This is a genomic window from Roseibium sp. Sym1, assembly GCF_027359675.1.
Classification (GTDB): domain Bacteria; phylum Pseudomonadota; class Alphaproteobacteria; order Rhizobiales; family Stappiaceae; genus Roseibium.
This window is the reverse complement of record NZ_CP114786.1, coordinates 4,952,761-4,968,400: the sequence shown is the minus strand read 5'-3', so window position 1 is coordinate 4,968,400 and position 15,640 is coordinate 4,952,761. Positions and strand designations below refer to the sequence as shown.

General features: G+C 53.1%; 28 protein-coding genes. 16 read left to right on the top strand and 12 right to left on the bottom strand.

The window, feature by feature from the left end; genetic code table 11:
• Positions 1-582: 582 nt before the first annotated feature.
• From O6760_RS23125 to O6760_RS23110, 4 genes are read right to left on the bottom strand one after another with little or no spacing between them, the layout of a single operon-like run.
• On the bottom strand, positions 583-1,053 hold the full coding sequence (locus O6760_RS23125; protein ID WP_269582016.1) for a hypothetical protein: 471 nt from the start codon (positions 1,051-1,053) through the stop codon (positions 583-585).
• Positions 1,054-1,056: 3 nt separating this feature from the next.
• The gene (locus tag O6760_RS23120) at positions 1,057-1,281 is read right to left on the bottom strand and encodes a hypothetical protein (protein ID WP_269582015.1); all 225 of its coding nucleotides are present in this window, start codon (positions 1,279-1,281) and stop codon (positions 1,057-1,059) included.
• Positions 1,282-1,283: 2 nt separating this feature from the next.
• Positions 1,284-1,730: a hypothetical protein gene (locus O6760_RS23115; protein ID WP_269582014.1), complete on the bottom strand. Its 447-nt coding sequence runs from the start codon at positions 1,728-1,730 to the stop codon at positions 1,284-1,286.
• 12 nt (positions 1,731-1,742) lie between these two features.
• On the bottom strand, positions 1,743-2,153 hold the full coding sequence (locus tag O6760_RS23110) for a DUF1643 domain-containing protein (protein ID WP_269586335.1): 411 nt from the start codon (positions 2,151-2,153) through the stop codon (positions 1,743-1,745).
• 336 nt (positions 2,154-2,489) lie between these two features.
• Here O6760_RS23110 and O6760_RS23105 point away from each other — a divergent pair, with 336 nt between their 5' ends.
• The 14 genes from O6760_RS23105 to O6760_RS23040 all read left to right on the top strand — a co-directional run bounded on the left by O6760_RS23105 (position 2,490) and on the right by O6760_RS23040 (position 11,678).
• Positions 2,490-3,599, top strand: a complete 1,110-nt coding sequence (locus tag O6760_RS23105) for a hypothetical protein (RefSeq protein ID WP_269582013.1) — start codon at positions 2,490-2,492, stop codon at positions 3,597-3,599.
• A complete protein-coding gene (locus O6760_RS23100; protein WP_269582012.1) occupies positions 3,592-4,191 on the top strand; it encodes a J domain-containing protein in 600 nt (199 codons plus the stop codon). The genes O6760_RS23105 and O6760_RS23100 overlap by 8 nt, the downstream gene beginning before the upstream one ends.
• Before the next feature lie 443 nt (positions 4,192-4,634).
• Entirely contained in the window at positions 4,635-5,525 is an 891-nt protein-coding gene (locus O6760_RS23095; protein WP_269582011.1) for a phage Gp37/Gp68 family protein, read from the top strand.
• Positions 5,522-5,860, top strand: a complete 339-nt coding sequence (locus O6760_RS23090; RefSeq protein WP_269582010.1) for a hypothetical protein — start codon at positions 5,522-5,524, stop codon at positions 5,858-5,860. The genes O6760_RS23095 and O6760_RS23090 overlap by 4 nt, the downstream gene beginning before the upstream one ends.
• Entirely contained in the window at positions 5,857-6,135 is a 279-nt protein-coding gene (locus tag O6760_RS23085; protein ID WP_269582009.1) for a hypothetical protein, read from the top strand. Before O6760_RS23090 ends, O6760_RS23085 begins: the two co-directional genes overlap by 4 nt.
• A gap of 23 nt (positions 6,136-6,158) precedes the next feature.
• Positions 6,159-6,416 carry a hypothetical protein gene (locus O6760_RS23080; protein WP_269582008.1) on the top strand — a complete coding sequence of 86 codons (258 nt, stop codon included), beginning with the start codon at positions 6,159-6,161 and terminating at the stop codon, positions 6,414-6,416.
• Between the two features lie 32 nt (positions 6,417-6,448).
• Positions 6,449-6,847: a hypothetical protein gene (locus O6760_RS23075; RefSeq protein WP_269582007.1), complete on the top strand. Its 399-nt coding sequence runs from the start codon at positions 6,449-6,451 to the stop codon at positions 6,845-6,847.
• On the top strand, positions 6,844-7,080 hold the full coding sequence (locus O6760_RS23070) for a hypothetical protein (protein ID WP_269582006.1): 237 nt from the start codon (positions 6,844-6,846) through the stop codon (positions 7,078-7,080). Before O6760_RS23075 ends, O6760_RS23070 begins: the two co-directional genes overlap by 4 nt.
• A 68-nt stretch (positions 7,081-7,148) precedes the next feature.
• Positions 7,149-7,616, top strand: a complete 468-nt coding sequence (locus O6760_RS23065) for an ASCH domain-containing protein (protein ID WP_269582005.1) — start codon at positions 7,149-7,151, stop codon at positions 7,614-7,616.
• The gene (locus O6760_RS23060) at positions 7,613-7,927 is read left to right on the top strand and encodes a DUF4326 domain-containing protein (RefSeq protein ID WP_269582004.1); all 315 of its coding nucleotides are present in this window, start codon (positions 7,613-7,615) and stop codon (positions 7,925-7,927) included. The genes O6760_RS23065 and O6760_RS23060 overlap by 4 nt, the downstream gene beginning before the upstream one ends.
• Before the next feature lie 3 nt (positions 7,928-7,930).
• On the top strand, positions 7,931-8,302 hold the full coding sequence (locus tag O6760_RS23055) for a hypothetical protein (protein ID WP_269582003.1): 372 nt from the start codon (positions 7,931-7,933) through the stop codon (positions 8,300-8,302).
• A gap of 339 nt (positions 8,303-8,641) precedes the next feature.
• Complete coding sequence (locus tag O6760_RS23050; protein WP_269582002.1) at positions 8,642-9,682, top strand: Rha family transcriptional regulator; 1,041 nt, start codon at positions 8,642-8,644, stop codon at positions 9,680-9,682.
• A complete protein-coding gene (locus O6760_RS23045) occupies positions 9,679-10,032 on the top strand; it encodes a hypothetical protein (protein ID WP_269582001.1) in 354 nt (117 codons plus the stop codon). Before O6760_RS23050 ends, O6760_RS23045 begins: the two co-directional genes overlap by 4 nt.
• Positions 9,978-11,678 (top strand): SNF2-related protein, encoded by a 1,701-nt coding sequence (locus O6760_RS23040; RefSeq protein WP_269582000.1) that lies wholly within the window; start codon positions 9,978-9,980, stop codon positions 11,676-11,678. Before O6760_RS23045 ends, O6760_RS23040 begins: the two co-directional genes overlap by 55 nt.
• Positions 11,679-11,697: 19 nt before the next feature.
• Here O6760_RS23040 and O6760_RS23035 read toward each other — a convergent pair whose 3' ends face one another.
• The 8 genes from O6760_RS23035 to O6760_RS23000 form a co-directional block, all read right to left on the bottom strand.
• Complete coding sequence (locus tag O6760_RS23035; protein ID WP_269581999.1) at positions 11,698-11,991, bottom strand: hypothetical protein; 294 nt, start codon at positions 11,989-11,991, stop codon at positions 11,698-11,700.
• Between the two features lie 16 nt (positions 11,992-12,007).
• Positions 12,008-12,202: a hypothetical protein gene (locus O6760_RS23030; RefSeq protein WP_269581998.1), complete on the bottom strand. Its 195-nt coding sequence runs from the start codon at positions 12,200-12,202 to the stop codon at positions 12,008-12,010.
• A gap of 43 nt (positions 12,203-12,245) precedes the next feature.
• Positions 12,246-12,431: a hypothetical protein gene (locus O6760_RS23025; RefSeq protein WP_269581997.1), complete on the bottom strand. Its 186-nt coding sequence runs from the start codon at positions 12,429-12,431 to the stop codon at positions 12,246-12,248.
• Between the two features lie 14 nt (positions 12,432-12,445).
• A complete protein-coding gene (locus tag O6760_RS23020) occupies positions 12,446-12,739 on the bottom strand; it encodes a hypothetical protein (protein ID WP_269581996.1) in 294 nt (97 codons plus the stop codon).
• Complete coding sequence (locus tag O6760_RS23015) at positions 12,736-12,984, bottom strand: GntR family transcriptional regulator (RefSeq protein WP_269581995.1); 249 nt, start codon at positions 12,982-12,984, stop codon at positions 12,736-12,738. The genes O6760_RS23020 and O6760_RS23015 overlap by 4 nt, the downstream gene beginning before the upstream one ends.
• 30 nt (positions 12,985-13,014) lie before the next feature.
• Complete coding sequence (locus tag O6760_RS23010; RefSeq protein WP_269581994.1) at positions 13,015-13,260, bottom strand: hypothetical protein; 246 nt, start codon at positions 13,258-13,260, stop codon at positions 13,015-13,017.
• A gap of 258 nt (positions 13,261-13,518) precedes the next feature.
• Complete coding sequence (locus tag O6760_RS23005) at positions 13,519-13,737, bottom strand: hypothetical protein (protein ID WP_269581993.1); 219 nt, start codon at positions 13,735-13,737, stop codon at positions 13,519-13,521.
• A gap of 424 nt (positions 13,738-14,161) precedes the next feature.
• Complete coding sequence (locus O6760_RS23000) at positions 14,162-14,371, bottom strand: hypothetical protein (protein WP_269581992.1); 210 nt, start codon at positions 14,369-14,371, stop codon at positions 14,162-14,164.
• A 326-nt stretch (positions 14,372-14,697) separates the two neighbouring features.
• On the opposite strand from O6760_RS23000, the gene O6760_RS22995 reads away from it, so the two are divergent.
• A complete protein-coding gene (locus O6760_RS22995) occupies positions 14,698-14,880 on the top strand; it encodes a hypothetical protein (RefSeq protein ID WP_269581991.1) in 183 nt (60 codons plus the stop codon).
• A gap of 157 nt (positions 14,881-15,037) precedes the next feature.
• Entirely contained in the window at positions 15,038-15,640 is a 603-nt protein-coding gene (locus O6760_RS22990) for a hypothetical protein (protein ID WP_269581990.1), read from the top strand.

Sequence of the window (15,640 nt, the reverse complement as noted above, 5' to 3'; positions counted from 1 at the left end):
CTACACCAAAATTCGGCTGCGCTTGCATCATGTCCGCAGTTTGCCCATCGCGTAACCTTCCCGCATGAGCACTTTGCGCGCTGATGGAACGCACCGCCCGGACGCCATTCGACCGCCGGTCGATTGCCGCAATCACATTTTAGGCCCTCATCAACGCACGTCTGCACAGCAGTGGCTCCCTTATTCACACAGGCCTTCAGCCCACATCACTTCAATAAAATCTTCAACATCCTTGTCAACGCGCTCCCATCGCGCGGTGCATGCAGCCGGGAACGAGATATTTCCCTCCAAGGACGCCAGGATCCCACACCCAGTGGTATCGCATCCTTTCAAATCCACTCGATGTTGAAGGTAGCAATCCTATCACCGTAAGACTCCGAAGGCTGTGCAAAACGAAAGTTCACCAACTCGTCTCGCGTCGCTAATGAATAGAGAATTTCCTTCGCTCTGCCAGCGTCTTTTGGGTTGGTCCACCGCAAGATGTCAGGCACGGGTATGCGATGTTTGACGAACGCCGCGCGAACCTCATGGAGCGCGTGTTCGATATCACTTACAGCTTCAGAGTGGTTCACGTGTGCCATCCTACAGATTTTCCTTAGGGGGAACGCCAGGCCGCCATTTCAGTGGCTCGTCGTCTGTTGGATCTGCCAATGGTCGCCATCGATGGCGACCATCAGTACAGACCGCCGACTGGTAGTTGGCGCCGAATGGGGTCACATCGATCCAGGAAGAAAAAGAGCCATCTGGATCATCGCCTTCACTGCTTGGCATTTCCTTCAGACCCGTCTCGAGAGACTCTGGAACCGGCGGTTCAAGGGAACCTTCGAAGAGCATCCCTAGCTCAAAGCGCCACAGGCTTGTTCCACCGCAGACACCACACGTCAGAACGTCCAAGTAGGGGTTCTCCTCGTACGTCTTGAAGTGCCAGTCGCCAGACGACTGGGCCCACTGCCGGCACCAAGGGCATCTTTGAATGCCGCCAAAGGCGTGCATCATTTTCTCTTCGCGTTTGCGATCGACCCAACGGCCGATGTATTCGACAATGCGGCTCATAATTTAAAACTTTTTCATGAAATATACACCGATTGTCACGGTTGCCTCCTCAGAATGGTGATGCGTCGGCGTAACCGTCACGCCGAAGTCGGTAAGGCCATCTTCAACCTCTCGCGCTCTGCTGCCACCATTGATCATTAGCGTGACTAGGCGTAGAAACTCTTCAGGGTCTTCTTTGATCCTGTAACCAAAGTCATGGTTGAACTCGACAATCGTTCTCTGGCTCATGATTAAAATTCCGCTTCCGTTATTGGGATATTTTCCAAACGGCGTAACTGCTGCAACCGAGATTGCAATCCCCAGCTATTACTAAGGAGTCGCCGACGATACTCATCGTAAACACCGTCGTGATTGCTTTCTGAAATTGAATAAATACGAACAAGACCACGCTCAACAACCTCATGTGATCTGTTTGTGAGCGTCATTATTTCGTGCATACGATGCTCGATTTTGACAACCTCGTCAAAATAAATTCGCCCACACGCGATCGCGGACAAACCATATAAATAAAAATGTGTAGCCTTGCGCATATGGAGATACCAATCCTTAAAAGTCGCGCCCGGATGATTTCGGTTCACCCGGGAAAACCCACCACGTGACGTATGGCTGCGACGGTTTAGATCCGCTACTCCGGTATTTCTGAGGTCCGGTTCCTTGCGCCGATAGGTGACGGCCATCCAAAGCGATACCTACCTAGGCGTACCGCAATTTTCCGCACTGCGTTCCGCAAGCGGTCGAAGAGGAGCGTCGCTTCGCAAATACAGTGGGTGACGGGGATGACCATCTTTCGTCCTTCCGAGACATTTGAGCCGGTCACCAAACATGTCCAAGACGACTTGGCCGCGATTCATAAACGAACCATGAACACCCCAACCAGCAATGATGGGCCCAGAGGCGAGAGCAAGTCCTTGCCGCAAATAGGTGTCGTTCGCGGGCCCAACGGGATCGTCAGCCGCCTTCATGGCCGCTGGATCCGTCGCGCGAAATGCGAACAAGTTCCAAACAGCCAGGCCTGCACATCCCTCTCTCAAACTGAATGAAATACACCGACGGATTGTCCGATCGTCTTGAGTCGAGTCAGCAGTCGACGGGTTCAACATTATGAAGTGGCAGAGGCTGCCGAACCCCCATTTCCGCGTAAGGCAATATCTGTAGAGCCCGCAGGAACTGATTATAGCATCGCCTGATGTAAGCAAATCTGGCATCGGGTTTCCGTGTTTGAACGTTCTTAGCGTCACAATATAACGTATTTTGCGTTGACGCAAACATATTCTCATGGTAGCAAAATAGGCATGGTCACGGATAGCCTGACGGGTTCGGCGGGCAGGATAGATCTCCCGAGCCGCGGCGGGACACCGCGGCCACACATTTTGCTTTCGCCGCGGCTAGATCATTTTGATTGAGGAACCTCAAGGGACGCTATGGCTACCAGAGACATGATGCTTGCCCTTCCTGAGGTGAAGGCGCTGACCGATAAAATACCAGCTGCCGCCCTCCTCATCGAGCCTGACCCGATCCATCTGCGCTTCTTCCAGTATGCGAGAGACTCACGCATGCCGCTCAGAGATCAATGCCAATATTTGGGACTTCCTTGGATAGCCCGGAAGATCCCACCAGGGTTCGAAACCATCGCGGCCATCAGCGTTGCAAGATCGCTAGCGCCAAGCGTGTTTAGTGCCGCTATGCCGCCAAACGAGGAAGAGTTTCACGACTGGGTCAGCGAGATAATTCAGATAGACGAACTTATCATAAATGAAAGTGCTCGTCGCTGGTATGCGTTCCATTGTCTAGAACTGAAGAAAAAATCCGAAGGAAACTCCATAAGGGCTTTTCAGTTATATGCGGAAATGAGAGACACCTTCCCGAAGGTTTCTGTTGATCACATTCTAGAACATTATGAAACAAATCTTCGTAGATTGAGAACACAGCGCGAGTGTGAATTAGTTTTTTCTGGCATAGGGACAATTGGTCAACATTTTTACTCCGCACGTAATAGCTTTCGCTTTCCTACGTTACCTTCTAGAGACTATGATTTATTTGATGTGCAGTCACCTAGGCAGCATAACTACGAAAATGGCAGAACTGGTCCACACATATTGCTCAACTTTGAGATAACACTCTTGGACAGCCAAGAACAATTTAGGACCATTGGCGATGAGATGGAAAACTGCATTTCAGACAAAACGGAAGATACTCCAAGAGGAGTAAAAGTTGATTACTTCGACCGTTTCGCGACCGGTCGAAGTCATTTCGCCGTTTTTCGAATCCACAAAAACGCTATGGCGGTGGTTGAATACACTCAAGATTGGCGCCCAATCCAATATGAAGGACCTCAGGGCAGCAGTATCTCTGATGAGAGATTACTGGACGTGATTTTGAGGTTGTTCCCCGATCTGATGCAAAACTGGCCTGCCTCAAAAGACGAACGTGATACGACAAAAAAACGCGACCCAATGGAAGTGCGCATCAGTCTCCATGATTTCGAGACACTCCCAGAAACGATTGAGATTGATAGTCGAGGATGGACCGGAGACTGGAATGACTGAGCGCGCGTTCCCCCTCCAATGGCCAGAAGGCAGGCCACGGACTCCAAAAAGATCCGTGACAAGATCCAGATTTGATGTCGCACCTGGAGTTGCTCAAGCGCAGATGATTGGAGAGATCCAGCGCATGGGCGGGCGGAATATCGTCATTAGCACCAACGTGCAGACAAAACGTGATGGCACTCCATACGCCAAAGACATCGGCCGCATTCCAGACGATGCCGGCGTTGCTGTCTATTTCGAGCGCAAAGGCAGCCGTGTCTGCTTTTGCTGCGATCTATATCAAAAGATCTGGGAAAACATGCGCGCAATCGGAAAGACGATCGAGGCAATGCGCGGCATCGAGCGTTGGGGTAGCGCCGAGATGCTTGACCGGGCTTTCACCGGTTTTGCCGCACTGCCGGCGCCGGAAGGTCACAACCAACCTCACTGGACACATGTTCTGGGGCTTGATCGGCATTCGACACCACAAATGATCGAGCTCCGGTATCGCACCTTGGCTAAAAAGCAGCATCCTGACCACGGCGGGTCGGACGAAGCGATGGCTAGGCTGAACAAAGCTCGCCGGGAAGGCTTGGAGTCTGCCGGTGCCTGATCCTGTAAAGTTCGACCGTCCACTGCGTGCCACGCACCATTGCCGGCACTACAGCTACAATACCGCTGCGCCACTGAATGATCCGGCTCGCGGTCCCTGCTGTGCCGCCGGCGTCGATATGAGCGCACCAGGATCGTCTACGAAATGTATGCCAGATCCCACCGCAAATTGCTCGAGCAGGCAGGAGTATACTCCTGAAGAGAGAGCGGCGTGGGAGATGTATGCAGCCGACGGCATAAACCGGCTCGGCAACGCCATCCAAGCGCTTCCCCTTAACCTTCCGGAACGTTCCTCTGGAACGGTCAAGTGCCCGAACTGCGGTGGGACACTGAGCTACATGCGGTGGCGTGGTGGCGCCGGGATTGAGTGCAGTACGCCTAATTGCTGCGAGGCGCGTTTAAATATCGACAAAGGTGCGAAATGGCCCGTTGGAGGCGGTAACGATGGCTGAAACCAAGATCGAATGGGCCCATTTCACCTATAATCCGTGGATCGGCTGCACCAAGGTCTCGATGGCCTGCGACTTCTGCTACGCAGAGACAGAGAACAAATTCCGGGGATGGGCGCCGGGATGGGGGCCGAATGCACCTCGATATCGGACCAAGACCCGGGTTAATCTTCCAAAATGGAACCGTGCCGCGGCCGAGCTCGGTGTCCGGTACCGCGTCTTTGTGGCCAGCCTGGCCGATGTCGGCGACAATCATCGGTCGATCGATCCGGCGTGGCGCCGCCAACTGGTCGACGACGTGCGCGCGAACCGGAACCTGGATTTCCTGTTCCTGACCAAACGTCCGCAGAACATGCCGAAGCTCTATCCCGATCTGATGGAGGAGTGGCCGGATAATGTTTGGATGGGGGCCACAGTCGAGAACCAGGTCGAGGCAAACCGGCGGATACCTTCGCTTCTCGCCGTTCCTGCGCCGATTCTTTTCCTTTCATGTGAGCCGCTTCTGGAGTGGTTGAACCTTCACGAGCTCAGTTTGCCAGGCACCTCGAGGAAGCTCGACGCATTCTTCGGCTTGGACAGCAAGGGGGTTGCTCACTTCGATCGCGGAATCGATTGGGTCATTGCCGGCGGTGAGAGCGGCGGTCCGGCCCGACCGACGAAGCCGGATTGGTTCCGCTCACTGCGCGATCAGTGCGCCTCCGCCGATGTTCCCTTCTTTTTCAAACAATGGGGCGAATGGGTGTCCGTGTCTGAGGTTGCCGGTCCAGGAGCTCACTTCCAGTTTGAAGACGGCGCCACAGTTCGCCGGGTCGGTAAAAATCGATCGGGCAGAACGCTTGACGGCGTCCTGCACGACGAATTTCCTACAACCAGGTGGGTTGCATGACCTTCAGAAAAGACACCAATAGCGGCGATGACCCGAAGCTCGATACATCGTGCCCTGTTCCAGACGATTCCAAGCGTCCTGATGGGCAACATGTCGACCACTGGGTTCTACCGGACGAGGAACGAGCGAAAGGCTTCGTCCGCCCTGTACGCCGAAGCTATGCGCACTTGACCTGCGGTACTGTCACCAACATGCCGCTCAAGATCGCTGAAACGTATGCACGCGAACCATCCTATTACGGCAGTACCTTCTGCTGCGGATGCCGCGACTATTTTCCTGTCGGAGAAAACGGCGAGTTCATCTGGGTTGGAACAACCGAGAAGGTTGGAACATGACGACAAAGCAATCTCCACTCAGCGCCCTAAAGAGACAGGCAAATCATATCGCAGCAATGCTCAAGGCAGCAGAGCGCGGCGAGAAGATCGATGTGCAATTCGCTGAGAAAATCCGAGAAGCGCGTGGTCGCAGAACATTCAAATTTGCTGTGGTGATGGACGACAAGATCCTGACTATCGAGATGCCATGGACGCAGATCAAAGGCACCAGCGAGACCGGCTTGTCTGAATACATCGTGGGACAGATGCGCGAGAGCCGCGACACAGTTCAATAACTTGGTTCGAAAGGCCTGACGATATGAAACACGGCAGAAAAGATCACGACCGCATTCAAGACCCAGCAGGGAAAATTCCGGAAAATGAGCCGGTATTTTTGATCCGCGGTCAGGACTTGGCAGGGCCGGAAACACTCCGCGCGTATGCGATGGAGGCGCACCGGAATGGCGCATCTCAACTCCTCATTGACGCGACGCTGCGCCAGGCACGCGAGATGGAAAAATGGCAGCGGGAAGTAGCCCGCAAGACACCTGACATGCCGCGTCTGCGTGGTGAGTGAAAGAAGTCTGGGTGCCCAGCAAGGAGACCAAAATGAAAGAGATTGGAATTGGTATCATTTACGTATCAATCGGCATTGCGCTCGCACTAGGTGTGATTGGCGGCGGTTGGTACGCTTGGAAAACCGTCCAGGTATGGGGAGCGGAGATGTCCGGCCGGGCAATTCTGGCTGAGGCGGAGTTCAGTAAGCAAGCGCGGGTCAAAGAGGCCCAAGCGAAGCGCGACGCTGCAGCTCTTGAAGGCGAAGCGGAACTCACCAGAGCTGAGTTTGCAGCTAAATCAAATGCCGCGCTTGCCGACGGTCTCGGCGGCCCAGAGGCCTATCTTCGCTATCTCTACATTCGGATGTTAGAGGAACAAGGTGCGGCCGGCCAAGTGATCTACATCCCTACAGAGGCTGGGATACCACTGCTTGAGGCAGGTAAGCGATGATTCATTTCTTAAATCTGGTCAAAGCAATCTTGGGCGTGACGCTGGTCTTCGGCGTTGCATATGCTTTTCTTCCAGCCTTTGAAGCAATACCCAACGTGCCGCGATCGCACGATTACAAACTACTCTGGGTTTCAGCCTACAACCCTGTCCGAACGTGCCTGCTTCTCAGGGGTGAAAATTTCACCGGTTGTCATCCAACGCATAAGGAAGAGGTGACCGATAATCTGCGCTGAGACCGCAATATCAACCGAAAAACTGGATAAATTTCTGCAGAACTAACTGGTATAGGAACAATCCTACCATGACCGAACTCCCAAAACTCGCACTTTCAGTCAGGCAACCCTGGGCCTGGGCCATCATCCACGCCGGCAAGGACATCGAGAACAGATCATGGCAAGCTTTCAATCACGGTCTGAATCACCGCGGTCGCGTCGCTATCCATGCTTCTAAGGGAATGACCCGGGCTGAATACGACCACGCAGCGAATTTTATCCGAAACCTCGGCCATCCATGCCCACTCCCAGCCGATTTACAGCGCGGCGGAATCATCGGATCTGTTGAAGTTGTCGACGCAGTGAAAGAGAGCGCTAGCCCGTGGTTCTTCGGTCCACGCGGTCTGGTTCTCCGAGAACCACAGCCTTGCGAATTCATTCCCTGCAAGGGAGTGCTTGGATATTTCCAGTGGAGAGCGACAGGCAAGACGAATCTGGTGAGGCCAGCGAAATGGATGCTTCCGGAACTGCCGAAGCCGCAGGGTGACTTGCTGTGAAACCAGTCCGAATTCAGCGCAAGCGCACCAAAGGGTGGAACGCGCACGAGGCTGCCGGCAACGGTCTTCCGATCGCCTATGTCCACCGGCCGCTGAAGTGGGGAAATCCGTTCGTCTTTCCGAGAGGAAACAAGGTTGCCCAAGAGCGTGCGGTACATTGCTTTGAGACAGCCCTGCGAGGCGGCCGTTTATCGTTCAACTGTGAAGAAGTTCGTCGCGAACTTAAGGGTAGGAATCTCGGCTGTTTCTGTCGTTTGGAAGATCCCTGCCACGCGGATGTTTTGTTGGCGATCGCAAACGAGGTCGATTGAACAATGTTCGACCAGCATGAGCTCCAACCAGGAGAAGTCCTGAAAATTTTGAATTCATGGACCCTAGACGTCGTCAGGTCGTTCGAAAACACAACGGACAAGCCAATATTGATCGCTGCTGTTCCAAGCATCCGCGGCGACCTTTTCATACATGCACATCGCATCGCGTCGGAGCAGTCGATTCCAATTATCCATGATGACGACGATGGAACTGTCGCAATCAAACGGGCCGGCGTGATCCTGAAATCATGGATATATAGGGATGACAACGAGCGTAAGGCTAAAATGGCCCGGGCGTGGGAATGGATGGACGGATACAGAGCCCATGATAATAACCCTGTAACCGAACTCATCGCCACCGAGACGCCCGATTGAAGAAGAAATCAGCGCCCAAAGCTACCTTCACCCGTCGTCTCAAGCAAGGCGACATTCTGCATATGGAGCTAGGAGAAGATGGGCCCCAGTATTGGTTCGAAGATCCATACCTGTTGGTAGACCGCTCGGATTTTGAAAACGCCAGGAGCTTACACAATCTGATCCCGGCAGGTGATTGTCTTTTCTCCAACAGTCTCTCTCAAAGTTGGAGGTACGACAATTCACCTGTGCGCAAAGAACGTAAAATGCGTTGATTTGCGTTGACTGCCACGCATTTTACGTTCTACCCTCTGGGTGTTCGATATCTTGTACAATGCCATCTGGCTAGAGGGGAAAGTGATGTCCACCAAAGATCCGCTCAGCAAAATCCGAAGCCATGACAACTACAAAATGCTCGTCCGAGTTTTGCAGGAATTTGGGATATCCAACTATCAGGTCAAAAAGAAAGGCGAACATCCTTCTTTTGAGTTCACATTTTGCGGTACACCAATCGATTTTCATTTCGCGTCGACGCCCGGCTCACGCCGGACTCCGCATGATGAATCCTGTCGGTTACGGAATCTTCTCAAGACGACGCGGATCAATGCTGCGACCGGCGCCAGTGCCCAGGACACGCTCCAAACACAAGTGCTCTCAAATCCGCGCGTTCAGGACCGAAACGGCACGGCGATGACAGGAAGTCATGACGTGGCTTCATTCTTCTCAAAACGCCATGACAATGTCCTCCGAGACATCGACAACCTCATCGAATCCGCGCCGTCATGCGCCCTCAATTTTGAGGAGACGGCGGTCGAAGTACCCATGCCACGCGGCGGTAGCAAGCAATCCCGTGCCTTTCTGATGACGAAGGACGGGTTCACACTGCTCACCTTTGGGTTCACAGGCCGTGAAGCTGTTCAATTCAAATTGGACTACATTCAGGAGTTCAACAGGATGGAGCGTGAACTGTCGCAGCTCCCACCCGTCAGTCTTCTGGGTGATGAAGCCAAAACCCAGGTCGGCGGAATAATAAAATCCGTGGTCCATAAGGAAATGAAGAGTTTTGTCTCGTCGTTTATGCACCTTTTGGAAGAGAACAGGGGCATCTTCGACAATAGCCGTGCGAGCACGACCGACTTCAAACCGGCCCTTCAAATTCTGAAGGATCACAAAGTCCCGCAGCACGGGCGCCGCGGTCTGGTCAACAGCACATCAAGCCGGCTCCGCCGGTTCTCCATGAAAAATGGTTTCCAACTCCGTGAAAGCCCGGAAACCGGAAGATACCTTTTTCACGTCGACTGCATCCGCCAATGGCTCGAGGTCGAGGGCCACATGCTGATCAGGAACCATATCGATCGACATGCTGGTCAGGGCACACTCAATCTGGTGAGCAAGAGATGAATCCCAACAAAGTTGTGTCCTTCCTCAATCCGCGCCGTTTTCCGCTTCACAGCGAAACAGCGCTTCAAGATGCAATGTTCGAGGAGCTCAAAAAGGGCGGCTTCAGACCTCAGCGCGAAGTTCGGTTATCCAAATCGGACGTCATTGATTTGGTCGTTGGTGACGTCGGGATTGAGTGCAAGGTGAAAAAGAATTGGAGCAAGAATGAGATCCTGAAGCAGTTGGAGCGTTACTGCGCCCACCGACGGATAAGATCGATCATCCTCGCGACGAACATTCCCATGGCGTTACCGCTATGGATTCAGAACAAACCAGCACATTTTCTCAATCTAGCCAGGACTTGGCTTTGAATGTTGTTCCCTACGGCTCTTTGCAGCGCCGGCAAGATATTTGGCTACTTGAGAACATAAAGCCTCATGTCGCAATCCGATTGAAGGCTATATTCCCTCGTATCGACAAAACCCAGGTTGGGTCTTTTACACTTCCTTTCACGGAGGAAATGTCGACTGATTTGGCGTGGTTTGTCGAGCGCTACCCGCTCAGTATGTCTGAGGAAGATCGAGCGGCTCTACTGGCTGGGAAACAGGCTTTTGAGGAGCATCGGAACCAAACAGAAGAGATCTTCCTACCCAGCTGGCAACCGGATGTCGTGCATGGCTTTAAGCCCGGCTATGGCCTTTATAGATCTCAGGCGCAGGCCGTCAAACTCCTGCATCAAAGAAAGAATTTGCTTCTGGGCGATTCAGTTGGTTTCGGCAAAACATTCGTCGCCCTGGGCGGATTGATGGGGTCGCCTTATCTTCCGGCCGCGGTCGTCGTCCAACCGCATCTTGCGACGCAGTGGGTCAATGAGTTCGTCTCTCCGTACACCTACATGTCGGCGCACATAATCGAAGGCCGAAAACCCTACGATCTACCGTCAGCCAACCTCTACATTTTCAAATATTCAAACATTTCCGGATGGGTTGATGTTGCCGCGGAAAGCTATTTCAAGGGGGTCGTGTTTGATGAGGTGCAGGAGGGACGCACAGGTATGGCGTCTGATAAAGGAAGCGCCATGCGTGTTTTCGCCAACCATGCGCAACTACGTTTGGCGCTGTCTGCCACGCCAATTTTCAATTACGGATCCGAAATCTGGAACATCATGCAATATGTCGATCCCAGTCTCTTGGGCGACTGGGATGAATTTGTCAGAGAATGGTGCCGGATGGGCCCAGGCGGCAAATGGCTGGTTTCTGATCCGCAGGCGCTAGGATCATATCTCCGCGAAAGTCAGGTCTTCCTGAGACGGGTACGACAGGGACGTAAGGTCAACCGTCTGGTCATCGAAGTTGACTTCGACGAGGATATTGCCCGTACCGCTGAGGATCGAGCGAAGTCCCTTGCAATGAGGGTGGTCACCGGGAGCTTTGGCGAAAGTGGCCAAGCAGCGCGCGAGCTCGATGCTCTAGCGCGGCGCATCACTGGTGTTGCGAAGGCGAGAAGTGTCGCTGCATACGTCCGGATGCTGATTGCTGACGGCCGAAAGGTCATCCTTGCCGGCTGGCATCGTGATTGCTATGACATCTGGCTGGATGAAATGAAAGATTTCAATCCAATACTCTACACGGGATCGGAAAACGCCAAACAAAAAGACAAAGCGAAGAATGCGTTCATAAACGGTGATGCCAACCCGCTGATCATGTCTCTCCGTTCGGGTGCTGGCTTGGATGGCCTACAGAAAGTTTGTTCGACAGTTGTTATCGGGGAACTGGATTGGTCGCCGATGATCTACGAGCAACTGTTCGGCCGAGTCGACCGCCCGGGACAGCCTGAAGAAGAAATCACAGCCATTTTTTGTGTGGCAAACGACGGATCGGATCCTACCGTCACTTCGGTCAACTCCGTTAAACGTGACCAAGCGAGAGGGATCACAGATCCTGATGCCGCGGTGGAAATTATCCACTCGGATGAAACTCATATTCAGCAATTGGCCAAGAGGTACCTGGGCCGATGACTCGACTACCCTAGGTGTATCAATCACCACCCCAAATAGCATCTGGATTCCGCAAACTTGCGCCGATTAGGCTATTGACGAACTGCAATGCGCCGTCATAGGAGCCCCATCCGTTGGAGGGGTTCATTTTGATCAGTTCGTCGTGATGATCTTCCATATAGTCACGGATACGCCGAAGAGGTTGTAGGGCTTGTCTGCCTGTCATGCCGTAGTGAGAACGAATACCGGCGTCCGGAATTGCCGCATACCACATCGGCGCAACGTTGAAGGTGTAGTTAAAATCTTCGTCAGCAATATGCATGTCATAAGACATATGCTAGGCCTTTCTATCACTCTTCCGCGGCGGCAATCAGCTCCGCAATTTCACTGCGGTGGAAGCAATCCAAAAAACGATCAGCCTCGTCTGGAAACTCCCGGGAGAATTCATCTTCTCCCGGTAAAATTTTTCCGGTCCTCAGTACGACATATCCATCGAAACTGCAGTCGTGTTCCATGCACCAGCAGTGCACGCCATCATCGGCCATCTGACCTTTGCATTTTGGGCAATGTCGCGGCATGACAGGGCCTTTATTTTGCTGTGGCCAGCGCCTTGCGCTGATCCTTGATGAACTGGTCGATTTCCTGGACGACTTCGCCGGCGTCGGCGCGAGCTTCGTCCTGCATGATCAGGCGCGTCATGTTGAAGGTCACCTTCAACTCGTGAAGCTTGTTCAACGTCTCTTCCGCAATCTGCTTCGCCTGCTTTGCCATCATCCAAGCCTCTATGATCACGCTTTAAGCGTGGTGGTTTCGATCGTTTTCCAATGACCAAAGCGGAGCCACGTGAGCGGATTTTTTGTACGGACGGCGGGCGTGAATTTTTGTTTTTCAATCACGTGCTGCCAGTGCGGCCGGTCTCCGTCGATTTCAAACCAACGGGTGAAACGCCCGGGCATATCGGCTCCGCACTTCGCGCAAATCTCCGGCAGGAAAAACACGGTGATGAAGCTGCTACTGTCGCTCCGTTTTTCGACGTGTCCGCATTCGGAACAAACAGCTTTATGGATCTCCTGATAATTCACTTCCGAGGCCCTTTCGATTGCAATCTTGCTTGATGCCTGGCGATGCGCTCTTCGACACCTTGAACAAGGCCCTCGTTGAGCACGCCGGCGGCAGTCTTGTGATCTCGATAAAGAGCGATCAGAACTGTTGCGACAGCATGCTCCAGCGTGACCATGATCGATGCGGCGTCATCTGGGCCGCGCTCATCAAATATGGCCTTTGCGGCAATCAGTGCGCGTTGTGTGTCTTTCTTCGGTTCGCTCATTTTATCGCCTATTTGCCCGTAGGACCCCCGTCAGTACGTGTTCGAGTATGCGTTCGACAGGTCTTCATCGATTGCTTCACGCGGCGAAAACCCATCCTCAAAAAAGTCGTACCAGCACTGCAGGCCAGTGCTCTCATGAAGCGGCGTGTCATATGGCTTCATCGGCATGCCCTCCATCTCTTTTTCGAGGTCAGCGATATATAAGGCAAACAGATCCCTCGTCGCGGAACTCATGTGACGGATAAGTTTTTCGTCGTTCGGATAGGTCGTTTGCATCGCTCGACGGGCCTTTCGAGGCTGTTTCAGATATTCGCTACGATGATGTCATGCACGGTCTTATTCCGGGGTCTCCATATGTGCCCGCAATCGCTGCAAAAGACGGTTTCTCCGGTGTGCCTGTCGCTCCAGAGTCAAACCTCGATACGACTTTCCCGCTGCGAAACTCGGTCATCTGCTCAACCGACACACACTCGCTAAGAAAGATAATTTTTGAGTGGTACTTGGGACAGCGCGGGCGCATAGGGCAATTTCTGGTTACGGTTTATCTGCAGCGATAATTTCAGCCACCCGCTCACGATCCATCCAGACGACAATGCCCATTTTGTCGGTACCGCTCGGGCCGATCCGCTCGGGTGTCCCGAAGGTGATTTTCGTGTGGCCGTTGTTCATATTCATGCTGTCGGCGCAGTCATCCAGCTTCTGAAACTGGACCTTGTCGTCGCCGTATGCGGCTATCAATTCTGATAAGGTCATAGCTCAAATGCCTTTCTGATCACGAGTCCGCAAACCTGCAGGACGGATTGTGCAAGCCGTCTGCGGGACAACCGCAGCACGGGTGATGCTTCGGGTTTTGCTCCCGCGTAATCTTGTCCATGATCGGGTCTGTCAGCGCGAAAACGACGGAACCTGGAACAGGTCCGCGGCTCGCCTCTGAGCGTAGCTTATCCATCTTTGATTTCAGCCACTCATTGTCCATGCCGGCGCTCCGTTATTTGATCTTGCTTACGAGATAGAAGAAGGCAAAAACGCCGATCATCACGGCGGTTCCGAAGCCTCCGGCGAACCATCCAATGTTTGCGAGTTCTGGCATGTCGAAACCTCTCCTATTCGCACTCTAGCCCCACCACGTGACCATCATCCAACACTTGGTATTGGCGTGGCCGCGCATGTCGACTCTCTATTTTTCTTCTTGAGGTATACCCGTCAGTCGTTCCAGATTGCAGCGCTGAGGCGGGTAAATAACAACCCTTTGGCCGGTCGCGATTTCATGAGTGCGCACCGTAGCCCAAAGCCCCTTGAGAGAGGTCAGCGCTTCACCACCGAGCATCAAGCGTTGACCCATTTCCTGCAGCACCTTTTCAGCAAGTTCATCGCTATCATCGGACATGAGTGGCCTCTATTTTCTGAACTCACCCCTAGGGAGCTCTTCAAGCGTCCCGACAGGCCAGACAGCCGCGAGTGTTGCGCCCAGTTCTGGAAGGTATTGTGTCGTTACTTTTTGGAGAGAGCCGCCATCGATACTCAGGACCGCATCGCCCACGATCGGTCCTGGGCAGACAAAATAGAATTTTGGTTTTGTGCTCATGTGACGCAACAGCCGTTCTGATCAGTTTCAAACAGAACACATACCTTTACACTAGTCAACGCAAAAAACGTTGACGTATGAGCGTCAAAATGTTATCAGCCGGGATCTCGGAAAGTGAGGACTCTGCGTTGGCAAACAGGACGGCGAAAATTCTCGATTGTGAAACGTGCTCCGGAACCGGTGAAGTCATTGCCGATTGGGAGAAATATCTCGAGCAGCACGAAGATGCGCTTGCGGAGTGCGACGACTGTGACGGGAAAGGCACCAGGTCCGCCGATCCGGAGCACGCACACATCCGGGAGGCTTCGTGAGAATCCTACTATCAACCATCGAGACAATTCTCAGCTTCGCTCTGCTACCGCTGGTCATTTTGCTTGGAGTGGTGTCAATACCCATCCGAGCTAGTATGTCACTACGACTGGACGACGATTTTGCTGACGACATTGATCCGTCTGCTTCTCCAGGGGAATGATGAAACCGACCTTGTTTGTCGCAGGTTTGGGTCGTTGCGGGACAAGCCTTGTGCTGCAGATGCTTGATGCAGCTGGCATGAAATGCGCCGGCAAATATCCAGATTTCGAACCAGTGGAAATGAAATCCTTCAGCAAGCCGGTAGATACGTCTTGGTTAAAGAGTAACGCCGGAAGCGCAATTAAGTGGCTGGATCCGCACAAAGTTCGTGTTGCTACATCGGAAATTGATGCGTCCGTGATCTGGATGCACCGAGACCACCATCAACAGGCAAAGAGCCAAGCGAAGTTCATGGAGGCGTTGCTTGGCGTGCACCTGGCTCGGAGCGATATTTCAAAGTTGAAAAACCAGCTTCGGACGGAGACGAAGCTCGCTCTGCGCGCGACCCGCCCTCTTCCGTTGCACGTTATTTGTTTCGAGCGCCTGTTATCGGAGCCAGCCGAGACTGCGGCGAACATCGTGCAATTTTTGCATGGAACCGGCCACCAGTTTTCCCACGACCCAGTCAGCTTGATGGCGGATCAAGTCATTCCACGAAAGCCAAAGTGCATGCCCGATCTATCGATCGAAGCATTTCTAGTCGAACAATCAAGGTGCTAA

Coding starts and splice junctions, on each gene's coding strand:
- O6760_RS23040 (WP_269582000.1), top strand. CDS start 9,978: ATGGATTCAGAACAAACCAGCACATTTTCTCAATCTAGCCAGGACTTG.
- O6760_RS23065 (WP_269582005.1), top strand. CDS start 7,149: ATGACCGAACTCCCAAAACTCGCACTTTCAGTCAGGCAACCCTGGGCC.
- O6760_RS23000 (WP_269581992.1), bottom strand. CDS start 14,371: ATGTCCGATGATAGCGATGAACTTGCTGAAAAGGTGCTGCAGGAAATG.
- O6760_RS23010 (WP_269581994.1), bottom strand. CDS start 13,260: ATGCAAACGACCTATCCGAACGACGAAAAACTTATCCGTCACATGAGT.
- O6760_RS23120 (WP_269582015.1), bottom strand. CDS start 1,281: ATGAGCCAGAGAACGATTGTCGAGTTCAACCATGACTTTGGTTACAGG.
- O6760_RS23055 (WP_269582003.1), top strand. CDS start 7,931: ATGTTCGACCAGCATGAGCTCCAACCAGGAGAAGTCCTGAAAATTTTG.
- O6760_RS23075 (WP_269582007.1), top strand. CDS start 6,449: ATGAAAGAGATTGGAATTGGTATCATTTACGTATCAATCGGCATTGCG.
- O6760_RS23115 (WP_269582014.1), bottom strand. CDS start 1,730: ATGGCCGTCACCTATCGGCGCAAGGAACCGGACCTCAGAAATACCGGA.
- O6760_RS23110 (WP_269586335.1), bottom strand. CDS start 2,153: ATGTTGAACCCGTCGACTGCTGACTCGACTCAAGACGATCGGACAATC.
- O6760_RS23080 (WP_269582008.1), top strand. CDS start 6,159: ATGAAACACGGCAGAAAAGATCACGACCGCATTCAAGACCCAGCAGGG.
- O6760_RS23090 (WP_269582010.1), top strand. CDS start 5,522: ATGACCTTCAGAAAAGACACCAATAGCGGCGATGACCCGAAGCTCGAT.
- O6760_RS23085 (WP_269582009.1), top strand. CDS start 5,857: ATGACGACAAAGCAATCTCCACTCAGCGCCCTAAAGAGACAGGCAAAT.
- O6760_RS23030 (WP_269581998.1), bottom strand. CDS start 12,202: ATGGCCGATGATGGCGTGCACTGCTGGTGCATGGAACACGACTGCAGT.
- O6760_RS23070 (WP_269582006.1), top strand. CDS start 6,844: ATGATTCATTTCTTAAATCTGGTCAAAGCAATCTTGGGCGTGACGCTG.
- O6760_RS23035 (WP_269581999.1), bottom strand. CDS start 11,991: ATGTCTTATGACATGCATATTGCTGACGAAGATTTTAACTACACCTTC.
- O6760_RS23100 (WP_269582012.1), top strand. CDS start 3,592: ATGACTGAGCGCGCGTTCCCCCTCCAATGGCCAGAAGGCAGGCCACGG.
- O6760_RS22990 (WP_269581990.1), top strand. CDS start 15,038: ATGATGAAACCGACCTTGTTTGTCGCAGGTTTGGGTCGTTGCGGGACA.
- O6760_RS23050 (WP_269582002.1), top strand. CDS start 8,642: ATGTCCACCAAAGATCCGCTCAGCAAAATCCGAAGCCATGACAACTAC.
- O6760_RS23025 (WP_269581997.1), bottom strand. CDS start 12,431: ATGATGGCAAAGCAGGCGAAGCAGATTGCGGAAGAGACGTTGAACAAG.
- O6760_RS23015 (WP_269581995.1), bottom strand. CDS start 12,984: ATGAGCGAACCGAAGAAAGACACACAACGCGCACTGATTGCCGCAAAG.
- O6760_RS23105 (WP_269582013.1), top strand. CDS start 2,490: ATGATGCTTGCCCTTCCTGAGGTGAAGGCGCTGACCGATAAAATACCA.
- O6760_RS23095 (WP_269582011.1), top strand. CDS start 4,635: ATGGCTGAAACCAAGATCGAATGGGCCCATTTCACCTATAATCCGTGG.
- O6760_RS23045 (WP_269582001.1), top strand. CDS start 9,679: ATGAATCCCAACAAAGTTGTGTCCTTCCTCAATCCGCGCCGTTTTCCG.
- O6760_RS23005 (WP_269581993.1), bottom strand. CDS start 13,737: ATGACCTTATCAGAATTGATAGCCGCATACGGCGACGACAAGGTCCAG.
- O6760_RS23125 (WP_269582016.1), bottom strand. CDS start 1,053: ATGAGCCGCATTGTCGAATACATCGGCCGTTGGGTCGATCGCAAACGC.